The organism is Streptomyces sp. NPDC025638 (assembly GCF_055558775.1).
On the sequence record NZ_JBVHLX010000002.1, the window covers coordinates 830480 to 843924 of the forward strand.

Annotated in this window: 8 protein-coding genes and 2 pseudogenes; 2 read left to right on the forward strand and 8 right to left on the reverse strand. The window is 65.6% G+C overall.

The window, feature by feature from the left end:
• The 5 genes from ACZ4EG_RS07930 to ACZ4EG_RS07950 all read right to left on the reverse strand — a co-directional run bounded on the left by ACZ4EG_RS07930 (position 1) and on the right by ACZ4EG_RS07950 (position 6272).
• Positions 1 to 1776: an Hsp70 family protein gene (locus tag ACZ4EG_RS07930; RefSeq protein WP_467789960.1), complete on the reverse strand. Its 1776-nt coding sequence runs from the start codon at positions 1774 to 1776 to the stop codon at positions 1 to 3.
• Positions 1773 to 2996 carry a hypothetical protein gene (locus ACZ4EG_RS07935; RefSeq protein ID WP_467789961.1) on the reverse strand — a complete coding sequence of 408 codons (1224 nt, stop codon included), beginning with the start codon at positions 2994 to 2996 and terminating at the stop codon, positions 1773 to 1775. The genes ACZ4EG_RS07930 and ACZ4EG_RS07935 overlap by 4 nt, the downstream gene beginning before the upstream one ends.
• Positions 2993 to 4096 (reverse strand): hypothetical protein, encoded by a 1104-nt coding sequence (locus tag ACZ4EG_RS07940; protein WP_467789962.1) that lies wholly within the window; start codon positions 4094 to 4096, stop codon positions 2993 to 2995. The genes ACZ4EG_RS07935 and ACZ4EG_RS07940 overlap by 4 nt, the downstream gene beginning before the upstream one ends.
• Positions 4097 to 4785: 689 nt before the next feature.
• Positions 4786 to 5031, reverse strand: a complete 246-nt coding sequence (locus ACZ4EG_RS07945) for a hypothetical protein (RefSeq protein ID WP_467789963.1) — start codon at positions 5029 to 5031, stop codon at positions 4786 to 4788.
• 392 nt (positions 5032 to 5423) lie between these two features.
• On the reverse strand, positions 5424 to 6272 hold the full coding sequence (locus ACZ4EG_RS07950; protein ID WP_467789964.1) for a helix-turn-helix domain-containing protein: 849 nt from the start codon (positions 6270 to 6272) through the stop codon (positions 5424 to 5426).
• A 129-nt stretch (positions 6273 to 6401) separates the two neighbouring features.
• Between ACZ4EG_RS07950 and ACZ4EG_RS07955 the strand changes: the two genes are divergently transcribed.
• Complete coding sequence (locus tag ACZ4EG_RS07955; protein ID WP_467789965.1) at positions 6402 to 6572, forward strand: hypothetical protein; 171 nt, start codon at positions 6402 to 6404, stop codon at positions 6570 to 6572.
• 251 nt (positions 6573 to 6823) lie between these two features.
• Here ACZ4EG_RS07955 and ACZ4EG_RS07960 read toward each other — a convergent pair whose 3' ends face one another.
• Together ACZ4EG_RS07960 and ACZ4EG_RS07965 are read right to left on the reverse strand one after the other, a co-directional pair.
• Entirely contained in the window at positions 6824 to 8461 is a 1638-nt protein-coding gene (locus tag ACZ4EG_RS07960) for a recombinase family protein (protein WP_467789966.1), read from the reverse strand.
• Between the two features lie 175 nt (positions 8462 to 8636).
• A pseudogene (locus ACZ4EG_RS07965) lies at positions 8637 to 9177 on the reverse strand (transposase); the annotation flags it as partial.
• Between the two features lie 2867 nt (positions 9178 to 12044).
• Between ACZ4EG_RS07965 and ACZ4EG_RS07970 the strand changes: the two are divergent.
• On the forward strand, positions 12045 to 13079 hold the full coding sequence (locus tag ACZ4EG_RS07970) for a GntR family transcriptional regulator (RefSeq protein ID WP_453562297.1): 1035 nt from the start codon (positions 12045 to 12047) through the stop codon (positions 13077 to 13079).
• A 124-nt stretch (positions 13080 to 13203) separates the two neighbouring features.
• Here ACZ4EG_RS07970 and ACZ4EG_RS07975 read toward each other — a convergent pair.
• Positions 13204 to 13445, reverse strand: a pseudogene (locus tag ACZ4EG_RS07975) (integrase); the annotation flags it as partial.

Below are 13445 nucleotides of genomic sequence, written 5' to 3' on the forward strand. Positions count from 1 at the left end.
TCACGCCGTTCCGCATCGACACTCCGGGTGCCCCCACTGGCGCTTGCAGGCGGCGCACGGCTTGTAGTACAGGTATTCCCGCAACTGGGCTTCTGTCGCACCGTCGCGCACGTGCCGGGTGAAGGCCCTTGAATTGTGCCGATACAGCACTTCGCCGGGAACGGTCGCCTGGTCCTTGTCCCTCGCCACATTCGCACGGACGACCAGTCCCGCCTGTGGCATGACTATGGACTCCTCAGGTGCTTTTGGGTCCGCGGCTGCACCTCCGGGCATAGCCGAAGCCGGGAGGCCAAGACCGAACTCCAGGTCGTAGTACGACGCCGTGACTCGATCGTGCTTCTGGCTTGATGACGCCTCGACCGACAACACCAAGTCGTCGTCGAGAACGACCTTCAGCTCGAGGCGCTCGTGCAGTGGCGGCGCGGTCTCGTCGACGCCGAGTGTGATCATTCCCAGCGACGTTCGCCGCTCGCTCGCCTGCGGGTGTGATGACAACGCGGTCGGAGTAGCGATCGGAAATTTCGCCTTCCCGTCCGTCGGATCCGCGCAGTACAGGTGGAGGGTTTCGTGCTTGACGTCTCCACCGAGAGGCATTTCAGTGCCCGCAGCGAGGAGTGGCATCAACGACCCACGGGCGAGCTCGAGTTCGATGGGCTTTGCCAGCCGGAGCCGCTGCTTGTCATGCGCGATCCACGCAGCTCCTTGTGAAATCAACGTGGCACTGTTCGTCGGCACCTCAACTCGGTCCGGACCGAACAACTCGTGCAGTCGGCTCCGAATCGCGGGCATGGCCGCCATGCCACCGACCACTACGACCAGCGAGACCTGCCCGGGCGCCATCGACAAGCTGCCGAGCAGCGACTCGATCTCATCAATGCCTGCCGTCACGAGCGGCCGCGTGATCTCCTCCAGTTCCTGACGCGTGAGCTGGTACTGCAAAGTGGCACCTGATCGGAAGTAACTTGGCCGGTAGAACGTCACGTTGGCGCGGTCAGCCGAGAGCTCGATCTTGTTGCGCTCCGCGTCCTGGAGGAGCCGGAGTTCAGCCTCAGGGATCGCAAGGTCGTCGTCAGTGGCACTTCCGCGAGCCCGAACGCGTTTCACGACCTCGTCGCGAATTACCTTGTCGAACTCGTCGCCGCCGACCTGGGCCGAGCCACCGTTGCGAAGTTGTCGAACCTGTTCTTCGTCGACTCGACAGAGAGTCAGGTCCAGCGTTCCGCCGCCCCAGTCGACAACCAGGACGTTTCGTCGTGCAAGCCGCCGCGCCATCTCTTCTGGGTCGTCTGCTCCCCGGATGAACCCATACAGCGCGGCGAGCGGCTCGTGGACGAACTGGGCTACACCCATCCCGGCCCCGGCGAACGCCTCTCGCAGCGCCGCGCGTCGGTGCCCATTCATGGTCACGGGGATCGTGACCACAGCGTTGTCGAGGCCGCCGAGCACCTTCCGTTGCGGACTGCGCAGGGACTCCGACCGGACGTGCCGCACGACGTCCGCAACGATGTCCACCGGGCTCCGGTCGACGCCTCCGACGGCGATTACCTCCTCGCCGAGGAGGAACTTCGGCGATTTCACCGTGTTGCCGTGCACCCCAATGCCCGCGGCACCCAACGCGTCCTTGGCCTCGCGACCGACGACTACCTGCTCGCCCTCGTACCGGACGATCGAGGGATGTGGCCGGCCAGTCTCGACGTCCATCACGTCGATCACGCGGTCACCAACTACCACCGAAACAAGGCTGTTGGTCGTTCCGAAGTCGAACCCGACGATCACGCGAAGCCTCCAGACGCGTCCTTCAGCTGCTTGACCTCACGCGTGAGGGCAAGCAGAGAACGGTCGAGGAACTCCTCCGCGACGTCGGGCGCACCGTTCCGGAGTGCGTGCAGACCATCGGTAAGCAGATCGATCTCACCCCCGAGACGCCGGATGATGCGCGTTCGCAGCGTTTCGTAGTCGTCCGCCATATGGCTCTTGTCGACCACTCTGTTATCGCGCTCAGCCGCGAGCTCCTTCTGCAGTCGCACCACGTCGGCAGAGAACGCGTCGGCGCGAGCCGTCGCAGATTGCTCACGCTCTTTGACGGTCGAAAGCTCATTGCGGAGCCGAGTCTCGCGATTCCGAGCAGCGGCAGCCTCACTCTCCAGTTGTGTGACCTGCCGTTCCATGCGGTCGATCCGGGCCAGGTAGTTCGCGCCGACAATCCCAAGTACCTTGTGATCGCTGCTTGCCCCGACCTGGCTGGCGGCTCGCTCAAGTCCTATTGCCTCCGGGGCCTCGTACTTCCAGAGAGCGTCGTACGACGCATCGATGAACTGATCCAGGGTCCACTCACGTTGGAGCGTGCGGAGGAGTCCGTAGCACGCGACGGCATTCCTGACGAGGCGCTCACTGTCTGCGGCTTTGAACTGCTTCGGGGCCGGTCCAAGCTCGTCGGCGACCCTCCGGGCCTCGGCACGCACGTGTTCGGTCGGGAGCTGCGGATCCTTGCGGGGATCGACCAGCTGGTCCACCCAGACGCGGAACGCCGGGCTGTGGCCCAGTGCGACTACCGCGAGGTCAACGAGCCGGTTCAACGCCGGCGCGAGGCCACCGTCCTCGGCGCGCTTGAGCGGGACCCCTTGGCGCGCCGCGTACTGAAGCAGCTTGAACGGGGTCGACAACGTTGGGTCTGTCGGCGCGAGAGACTCGACCAGCGCGCTCTGTGACGCGATGCCCTCATCGGTAATCGCCAGCTTCTTGAGGTCCTCCTTCGAGAACTCAAGCAGTCGAGCGTTCGACTCGTAGGCGAACGTCAGCAACTCCTCGATCGAGGTAATGATCGGCTTCGGTTTCGTCTTGGACTTGGCCGGCTGTGTCCCCTTCTCCGCAGCGGGTGCCGCTGGCGCATTGTCAGTAGGTGCGGCCGAGGCGGTGCCATCGCCGGTAGCGGTAGCCGATGCGGGGTCACTCGGCCCCGACTCCGCGCCGGGCTCTGGAATGGTCTCGTTGCTCAACGTCCTACCTCTTGCAATCGGGTCCGAAATCCTGCGTACCAGGCGCCGGTCTCCTTGGAGTGCCTGAGCGCCTCGCCGTGTCGTGATGCACCATCGATGTCTCCCACAGCGAGCAGCGCCTCAGCCGCGATGAGTCGGACCTTGAATTGGTCCTGGGGCCGGAGCTCGCCCAGCGAGGGCAGCAGCTGGGTGACCATGGATGACTGTGTCCCGTCCAAAGCCGTTGCACCGAGGTCCAGGAGGTCCTCGGTAACGGAGTCGCTCAAGGCCCGATCGAAGCTTCCGTGCGACCGGTCGGCCAGGCTTGTCGTGACGAATGCGCCGCCTGCGAGGAGGGACCGGAACCGCGCCGCGACATCGGAGACACGGTGGCTGTTGGTCTTGCGCACCGCAAGTTCGAACTGGTTGTAGTGCAACGCGACCAACCCGCAGATCGCCTCCGCTGCGGGGCGGTCGAAGGTCGACAGCAGAGAGACCGCACTGTTGTACCGCTGCTCGTAGATCGGCGCACCCGACGCATCTACCCGGCCGAGGTCCTCGACCGCTTCACGCGCGAGTACGCCGTACAGGTATGCCGCCAGACCTTCGCGGTAACGGCGGGCCGTCACCCCTCGGCCGGCACGCATGATGAAGGTGTCGATTGCGTTGAGACTCAACTCGCGGCTGGAGATGAGCTTCTCCAAGGCCTGGTCGACGAGGCAGAGGTCCTCTTCCTCGGCAAGGCAGAAATCGAACTCAAACGTCCGCTCCAGCGGGCCATTGGAAACAGCCACTGTCTGGACGCCGACCTTCACTGACGCGAGGAAGCCGGCGGCCTCAGATGTGGAGGTTTCGCGGCCGTTGACGGTGATGGATTCGACATCCGATGTCACCCAATCGGCGGAGCTGCTGGAGCTCGTGACCATCAAGCGCGTGCGCCCGCACTCTCGTCCCCTGAAGAGGAGGATCGGCCGCTTGGTCGCATGACCGTCGAAGCGGTGTGCTCGGCGGGCGCGCTCGGACGAGAAGACGAGTCCACACTCAGCGCAGGGAAACCGAGGCGGCTTTGGCGGGGTTGGCGGTCCGGCCGATTCGAATCCGGTCGGCTCATGGAACTCCATGTAGCCGGTGTGCCAGAACCCCACGTACCCCCCTGTCGCTTGCTGATCCGCGTCTCCTACACCTTCGGAAGGCTAGTCGGAGCGCACGGACTTTGCGAGGTCGCGGGTTGAGTGAGATCGACCTGTGATGGGCTGTCATGTCGCGTTCGTGTGGGTGCAGATGCCGGGGCGAGGACCACTTCGGTGATCACGCCTGGAGCTGTCAAGTCAATTGAGGCAGTCTGCGGCTATAGGGTCTGTTTCTGGGGTTCTGTCTCAGGTCGGGGTTCGTTGATCCACACGGCCATGGGCCGTTGCCGGGGTCGCGGGCCGCGGCCAAAGTGTTCGGGATGCGCCGCGTACGCCTGGGCGAGGGTGAGCGCTCGCTGCTGGCGGGCGAGGTCGGCGGTGCCGTTGTGCACGCTGGCCGGGGTGCAGGCCGATCGCCGAATGCCTGTGCTCGTGGCTGTAGTAGGGCCGTCAGGGGTGGGAGTGCTCGGAATGCTCCCGGGTTACGCCGATCCCACGGCCGTGCTTACGGCATGGCTGACGCGATCACGGAGCGCATCAGGGGAGATGTATGAGAGTGTCTCAGCCAGCGAATCGAGCGCAGAGGCGAACTGGTTCTCCTGCTGGCGCAGATGCGCGTCGAGGAAGGGGGACCACAGCACCCATGACGTCGCAGCTGGCCTGCCGTGCATGCAGCACGGTTAGGTAGAAGGCCCAGCAGGCCTGAAGGAAGCCGGCGCCCAGGGGCCGCTGCCGACGAGAGCGTTGGCGAGGCTGCCGGTCAGCCAGGCGAGGGAGCCGAAGGCGATGCCGGCGCCGAGGACACCAGGGACGCCGAGCAGTTGTAGAGGAGTGCGTCCGAGCCGGTGGTGGTCGAGGGCGCGCTGGTACGCGGTGTGGGCATGGCGGGTCCAAGGAGGAAGAGCGGACAAGGCGAGGCGGGGCACGGGGCGCTCTTCGGCTGGTCGTTGAGACAGCCCCTGTTTGGGCAGGGCGCGGCGGTTTGGGGATCAGACCGAAGCCATCTGGTGCGTGGCGACCTGGGCGGTGGGTCGCTGGTGGTGGGTGGTTCGGATGTCGCGTCGGCGGAGGGCACGGTCCGCTGGATGGCGGCGTGCGGTGGCGCAGGCGGCTCGCTGCCAGCCCGCTTCCGGGCGCTGGTGGGGCGCGGGCGACGGCCTGCTTGCGCTCCGGCCTCCAGCAGTTGGGCCAGGGAGCGCGGGTCGTCGAGGGTGGAGTGGGCGGCAGCACGCCGCTCCGCCAGGGCGGCGGCCTGATCGTGCGCCCCACTCTGCCGCGGCGCCTCCACCAGCTGGGCCACGGGAAACCTCGGCCAGCGTCATGTCCGGTGCCGCGTTCGCTGGCCCCTGCTGGCAGGTGTCTGCGACGTAGGCGTTGAAGAGACCTCCTCGGAGAAGAGGCTTGCTCCCTCTCGCAGCCCATGGATGAATCCCGCGACCGCTGCTCGCTCGCGAGCAGGCATCGCCTCGACCGAAGACAGGATCCATGCGACGTCGGGCGACATGGCCTCAGTGTTGGTCCTCGCCGTCGGCTCGGGCGGAACGGGTCGAGCCACGGGTTCCGGGCATGCGAACGTGGCCATCAACTCGAAAGGCTTGTTCGACTCGTCATCGTCTGGAACTTTTGCCCGCAGTTCGATGATGACCGCTGCGAGGCGCACGTCGCCAGGGTCGCGGAGGCCGATCTCGTGTTTGTAGCCAACCTTCCAAGAGTCGCCCAGCAGGCGCATCAGGATCGTGCAGATCGCCTCGGCGAGGGCGAACAGCTCCAGTGAGGGCTCGTAGAAGTCCGCGTTAGGGGTCCAGGCGCTACTGGCGTCGCGACGGGCTTGGTGATAGTCGATCTCTGCCTGAGGACTCGCCTCGAATTCGCGCCACCATTGGGGGACCGGCAGGTCTTCGGCCCAGATGTCGATTCCGATCATCCCCTGCATCGCCCACCAGAGCTGAAGCAGAGCATCCTCGTCGAGCTCCAGGGCGGCGGCGTAGCCACGGACCATCGCCTCGGTTTTGGGCGGACGGCTGCCGCTTTCGGCCATCGAGACAGCGGCCACGGAGAGCTTGGGATCGAAGAAGTTGGCAACATCGGCTTGAGTCTTCGACCAGCGTTTGCGCGCTGCCTGCAACACGCGACCGAAGGCCACCGCTGAACTGGATCCTGCTTTCACTTCACCGACTCCTCGTGGACCGTGTAGTCTGAGTTTCACAACACCAGGAACTCGTGAAATCTACCATGGTGCGTCTTCTCGATCCGCGAGTCCGACGCAGTCACGCCCGCAGGAGAGAGGAAGTTGCACGTGAACCGTCAGGTCACGATCGCCCCCGTCGCAGGCGCCCGAGCCATCGCCGACAATGCCGAGCAGATGGCCCAAGAACTCCGTCGGACGGTGGCCGCGGTCGAGAGGATCGTCGATGACCTCAAGGGCTTCTACGAGGTCGTGTCTCCACTCGTCAAGCGGCTCAGGTAGAGGCTGGCCAGCCCTCCTGCCGCAGCCCAGGCGCTGGTTGCGATGGAGGAGTGAAGTTCCCCCGCTGAGCTGGACAGCCCGATGCTGGATGGTTGAGTCCCGGAGGAAGCGGTTTCTCCGGCTCGTGCTACCCGTGCGAGACGCAGACTGAGCGGCGGTATGGCAGTTGCTCGACGGTCACTTCAGGGGCAGAAATAATTGCGTGCGCATGCACTCGGGGAGCGATCTTGCGGCCCGCGGGAACCTCAACATCAAGTAGCCCTGTTACGCCTGGTCAAGGGATCTCGTGAACGTCCCACAACCACTGACGATACGGTGACGAGGGCCTCGACCTGACGGTTGCGGTCCTTGTTGCGTTTTCGTAGCTGACGGTGATGCCGAGGGCTTCGTAGAGTGGGCCTTTCTTCTCGGTGTCGGGCTGCATGGATGCGCTGTGCGATCTCCTCAAGACTCTCAGTGAACTCGCGGATCTGCTGGGCGTCGAGTGGGTGTTCCTTCTTCCGGGTGATGGTGGGGAGCGCGTCGAGCTTCTTCCGCGCCGCCTCCTTGTCTCTCTGCGCCTCGTTGATCCACTGGGTGACGACGGCTGGGTCGGCTCCGGCTTCGAGGGCTGCTTGGTAGCGGGCGAGTCGTCGCGCGCAGTCCTTGATCGCCTGGCGCGCTTGAGCTTGCTCTGGTGACTGAGCCTCTGCAGTGCTCGCTGCGGCGCTTGCGAGAGTGAGCGCTTCGATGGTGGCAGTGAGCCGCCCAGGGGCGAAGGCCCGGGCGATCCACTGGTCCAGCGCCCGGCAGACGATGTCTTCGCGCAGGTAGATGGTGCGCGGGTGGGTGAGGTCGGGGTAGAGGGCTTGTTCCTGGTCCTTGAATTCGCAGCGGTAGTAGACGTGATTGCGGATGGTGGCGGGCTGCATCTTGCGCCCGCACAGGCTGCATCGGACCCGCCCGCGCAGGGTGTAAGAGCGTGCGCCTCGCTTTCCGGCTCGTTCCTGCCGTCCCTGGTTGCGGGCACGCTGCCTCCGGAGGGTTTGGACGGTATCGAACCGGCTCAGGCTGATGATCGCTTCGTGGGCGGGTTCATTGGAGCGGATCCACTCCTCGGCGGGGTTGTGGGTCATGCTGGTGCGGTGGCCGAGGGCGACGTCGTCGACGTCGAGGAGGCGTTCTTCCTTCCGTTGCTTGTTCCAGACCTCGTATCCGGTGTAGCGCGGGTTGATCAGGATGGTGCGCACGACGCCCTGCTGCCATGCCGTTTTCGGGCGGTGTGGGTTGCGCGCCGGGTCGTGAGCGGAGGGGCAGGGGATGCCTTCGCGGGTGAGCTGGGCGGCGATGGCTTTGTCGCTCATGCCGTCGAGGTACATGGTGAAGATCCGCTGCACGATGGGCGCGGCGACGGGGTCGGGCTCGAGTTTGTGGATCCGTTGGCCGGCGGCGGCCTTCGAGGGGTTGGGGTGGGGTCCGGCATCGGCGATCAGATACCCGTAGGGAGGGCGTCCGCCGAGGTAGCGGCCCTGGAGCTGGGCTTGGGAGCTCATGGCGGTCCGCACCCGGATCTTGATGCGGTTGCGTTCTCCCTTGCTCATGCCGCCGAAGACGGACATGACCAGGTCGTGGGCCTCGTTGTCGGGATCGATCGGGCCGCCGACCTCCGGCACCCACAGTGGGATGCGGAAATGGACGAAGACGGGGAAGGTGTTGCCGAACTGGTTGCCGTAGAAGGTGCGCTGCGGCTCCCCGATGACGACCGCCTCGAACCCGCGGTTCCCGGCCGCGCCGCTCGGCCTCCAGGCGGTCGCCGACCCTCGCCGTGGGCAATGTTCGTCGTGATGCGCACCTCGCCAGGCGATCGGCCGTGAAGTCGACTCCTCGAGCTCCGCGGGCCCCGCCGCCACGTCACTCGGCAGTGATCAGGGCTCGGGCGCGGGTGAGCTGCCAGTTTCTGGAAGCCTCTGGGTTCGCAGCGTCTGGTCGGCCGCGTCGAGCCGGATCACGTGCGGTGAGACGCCCAGTACGGCGCTTGGCGTGGAGCGCGTTCTGCAGCACACCAAGATCTCTAGTGCCGCATCCGGCAACGTTCGCCCTGTTCACGACCTCGCGGAGGCGCGCGTCAGTAGCGTGTTTGTTCCGCCAGATGACGTAACGGCGGATCATGCTTCCCTGCTCCTTGTGGCTGGTGTGGTCGGGATGTCGAGAGCGAAGTAGCGCAAGGCGGTGAACTGGGCCTCGATACGGTTGAGCCAGGAGCTGTTGGTCGGCGTGTAGGCGAGCTCGACGTTGTTGGCTGTGGCCCAGTCGCCGACCCGGGCGTCCTTCTTCGTCGACAGGTGCGGTGAGAAGTTGTCGAGCACGATCGCCACGCGGATCTTCGGCGGGTAGAGGCTGCGCAGGTAGCGGCAGAACTCCAGGAACCCGTCCGGTTCTTCTTCGGCTTGATGTGGCCGTAAACCTTGTCCTTGCCGAGGTCGTAGGCGGCGAACAGGTGCCGGACCCCGTGGGGGCGGGTGTAGGTCGCCCGGCGTCGGAGCCGGGGTTCGCGGTCGGGGTCCTTGCGCCGGCCACCGCGTTCGGCCCATTGTCGGCCAGGGTGGGGCTGGAGCGTGGGCTCGCCCCCCACCCACGGATCCCATGACCGGTCCTACCCAGGCGGCAATGGGGGATAGACTCCCCAACTTCGTTGCCTTGCAGTGAAGTTGGGGCAGGAGTTCAGCGCTGGAAGAGCGACACGGCCCAACCGCCCACCCCTGTGGCTACGGCGGTTGCCACGATCGTGAAGAGACGGACAGGGCGCTCGCTGCTCATGGTGAACTCACCTATGCGCACGTACAGCCATGGCCGTGGCGCGTCAGGGGTTGGGACCGGGGAGGGGATGTCTTTCTTCACGACACGCCTTTCTAAACGGCCATGACAAGGAAACCGGCAGCGTTGAAGCGGTGCGGTGGTCCTCCAACTTCACCACAACCGGGGCCAGTTGGCGAACGTGCTGGTGAATCAATAGTTGGCTGGTGGCCAACGCAGGATTTCCGGCGGTCGTTGGTCACTCGAAAGAGTTACGGGCGCCGCGCGTAACTCTGCGTAACGCGCGCGCAATACGGCTGGGCGGCCGGGCGCTGCGTGAGTGCCTCACGTTCCCGTGGCCTTGCATTCAAGGCCCAACCTGACATGTCAAGTGCGTACGCAGCTGCGTACGCAATTCGGCCGGGTGCGATCGCACTTGCGATCGCACCCGTTCATCGGTCGTTTATCGCGCCCCGAACTCGCATGGGCTCACAGGTCTATGAGGGTCTGTGGTTCGAGCGGAAGCGTGCGAACCCTGGCGAATAGTTGACCGGCAACCCATTTCCGGAGGAGCCGAGGATGGCAGTTTGGCGCGGGTGGAGAGGAAGCGCACTGAGTGAAGTCAGGGTCGCACTTTCCGGCCGTCTGCCCCGCGATTGACGCGCCTTTTGCGATCCGGACCGCCAAAAGGCGCGTCCAGATGCGTCGCTGACGCATCTACCGGATACGCCACTGACGTGCGGGCAACCACCAGACAAGGTCATAGGCGGAACATGTTCTGACCCCGCGCGAGAGGCGCATTCCAACCGATGGCGTGGCACTACAGTGACCGACAGCCCCGGCTCCCATCCAACTGGCGGACGCTGCGGGCCAAGGTCCTGAAGCGGGACGGGTGCACGTGCGTGGCCATCCTGCGGGACACGGGCCTCCGCTGTACTGTGGTGGCCACGGACGTGGACCACATCGTCCCGAATGACGGCCACTCGATGGCCAACCTTCAGTCCCTGTGTACGTGGCGCCACGCACTCAAGAGCGCGGCGGAAGGAGCGGCGGCTAGGGGCCGACGAGTGCCCAGGAAGCGGCCGGAGGGTCCGGCATCCTGGCGACTTGTGATGTGGCTGTATTCAGCGCCCATACATGGTCCACATGCCCAGGACGGAGCCAAGGGCCGTAACAATCGCAGTGACCAGCCGTGTTGGTACACGGTTGGCGGTCACCCGGAAACCGCCGATGCGGAGTTCGAAGTACGGGCGCGGTGCTTTTGGCATGGCTATCCCCCGGAGCGGATGAGTCAGAGGGTGGCAGGTGCGCTGCTGAACAGTCTGCTCCCTCAGGCGCGTTGATCGAAATGAAGGGCGCGGTTTGAGTCGGTCATAGGACGAACGGCTTGTCCTCGGCACTACAACTACACCATCTGTCCAGCCGCGCCGGCCAAACCGATGGAATTGCCCTCTCGGGTGCTCATGAGCGGCGGAAGGCGATAGAGCATCCGAAACCGGAAGTCCCGGTCAGTCGAGCGTAGAGTGACGGCCAGGTGCCCGCCCATCCCGTCCTATGTGTCCGGTTCGACCTGGGGTAGGACCTCCTGGCGGCCGTCCGGGCCATGTATCAGCAGATAGAAGCCTGATGTTCGACGATCTCCGCACCCTCGTGAAGGGCAACCCGGTCCGCGCCGCGCGGCCGTGGGTGCCCTCCTGGTCCTGGTGGGCCAGTACGTCCCGGCCGTGAAGGAGCTGGCAGGAAGTGACGCCATCGTGGACGGCGTGACGCTGGTTCTCCTACTCATCCTGGGTGAGAGCGCATCGCGCAAGGTGGCGACCAAGCGCAACCCGGGCGGAGTAAGGACCCTCACAAAGGGTTCTTTTGGCGCCCTGTTTGTCAGGCACTGGTCTGGCGGGCGGGGCTCTTTTGCGTTTGCTCTTACCGGAGTTGAACCCGCGCGGTTAACTAGTTGTGCTGGGTTTCCCGTGATCACCGACCAAAACGACCACAACGGAGTCTCACGATGCCTTTCGGACCGGACGGCCCCAAGGTCTTGGCGGCCATCGAAGCGGCCTGGGAAGTGCTCCAGGAACGTCACCCGGAGCTGCCGAGCGTGTACGTGATCGTGTGGACACCACGGGGCCCGTCACAACCTGGTCCATCCGGACTGGCTGGAGGCGGACATGCGTCCGGATCTACCCAACCACAGGTACGCAATCACGGCCGGGCCGCGCGCCACCCTGGAGGCGATTCTCCACGTGGCGACGCATGCCCTGTCCCAAGCGCGGGGGATGTCTGAGACCAGCAACCGGGGGATGCGTCATAACAGGCACTTCCGCGCCGTGTCCAAGGAGCTGGGGATGGAGTGGTCGGAGGGGCAGCCTCCCCACGCCACCAAGGGGCTTTCCCCCATGCCGCTCACGGAGGACGCGGTGAAGGGTTACGCGCCGCTCCTGACCGCCTTGGGTAAGGCCCTTGACGGTGTGGTGGTGGGAGTACAGGGGAACGGCGCCCGCCCAAGGGTCGGTCCGGGGCCCGGATCACCCTTCAGTGTGAGTGCACGAACCCGCCGCGCACTTTCCAGATTGGCCCGCGTATCGCGTCCTGGGCGGTATCCGGTGCGATGTGTGCGGCGCGGAGTTCACAGAGAACTGACCACCTGACGGGGCCTCCGGCGATACGGTGGCCCCGCTCCATCGAGACCAAGGGGAGAGCACGATGGCCAAGGCGGCTAAGTACGAAACCGTGGCGGAGCGAATTCGCCAGGAAGTCCAGGCGGGGACGTACGCCGGAGGCGTGGGTCTGGACGTGGGGGAGCTGAGGGGGAAGTATGACACCACCAAGGCAACCGTGTCCCGGGCCCTGGCCCTCCTGGGGGATGACGGAGTGGTGACGCTCGCAGGGGACGGGTGGGCGGTAGCGGAGGGCCTGTTCCCGGCGGAGTCGACGGACACGGACGGTTCAGGTGGCCGTGACGCTGCGGAGCCGGAATCTGCGGTGGTCGTCACGGAGCCGGCGGAGGAGTTGGAGGCCCGCATTGCTGCCAAGGCGGAGGCCAAGGCGCAGAACGGCGCGGAGGTGGTCGTCCATACGCCGGAAGTCCTGGCGGGCCGGGTGGTCACGGAGCACGTGGACCCCAACGCGGAGCGGGCCCTGAAGCGGGAGGGCGTGGCCCAGGCGTACGCGGAGGCCAAGGTCCTGGGCCGGGAGTGGCTGGAGGCGGAGGGCCGGGCCACGGAGGCCAAGAAAGCCGTGGCCGCCAAGCTGATGGACCTGCGCGGGATGTTTACGCACAAGGGTGACCTCGACTGGAACGGCCAGTCCCCGGAGTACCAGGCCCTGGCGGCACTCCTGTACCAGGACATTGGCGCGGACAAGACCGCTCAGCGGGCCATCCTCCACCACGTGGAGGACCGCAAGCGGGCCGTGATCCCCCCGGCCCAGTGGGAGAAGTTCGGCGTGGACCCCATGACGCGCGGAGAGCGGGCGGGTCTGGAAAAGAAGACGGCCAAGGCCCTCACGACGGTGGCGGAGACGGCCAAGGCCACGGCCGGGGAGGCCCGCAAGGGCAAGGCCACCGGCCACCAGCTGGTCACGCTCGCCAAGCGCATTGACGACGGCCTGTCTGTGTTCTCCACCACGTCTCTTCGGGTGATGACCCCGGCCCAGCGGCGGATGTTCGCGGACCAGGTGAAGGACGCCCGGGACCGTGCGGACGCTCTCCTGAAGGAGCTGGAGGGCCTGGACGAGTAACGCCAGGACGACCCGCTCTCACGCTGGGCCCCGTTCCGATTACGGAGCGGGGCCCTTTTGTGTTTCCGGCGGCAAGAAAACTGCCCTGGGGACCTTGCGGGTGTCGATAAATCATCCAGGCTGGTCAGGCTGCATGTTGGTACTCGTGGAGGGTTCCGCCGAGCCGATCTTGTCGTCGTACTCCCAGATGTCTGATCTGCGCTGGTTCGTTGATCGGTTGGGGGAGCGGGCGGAGTGGAGCGGCTTGGTTCAGGGCTCGGTGCGGGCGATGGCCGTGGTAGAGGTTCTCGCATTCGCGGAGTCGTGGAGGAGGTGGCTCTGGTTCCAGGTCAAGGTGCGGTCCAGGAGTTCGCGCCTACAGGTCTG

What these genes read in the sequence shown, in the direction of transcription:
- ACZ4EG_RS07940 (WP_467789962.1), bottom strand. Translation starts at nt 4,096, where the DNA reads ATGGAGTTCCATGAGCCGACCGGATTCGAATCGGCCGGACCGCCAACC.
- ACZ4EG_RS07970 (WP_453562297.1), top strand. Translation starts at nt 12,045, where the DNA reads ATGGCCAAGGCGGCTAAGTACGAAACCGTGGCGGAGCGAATTCGCCAG.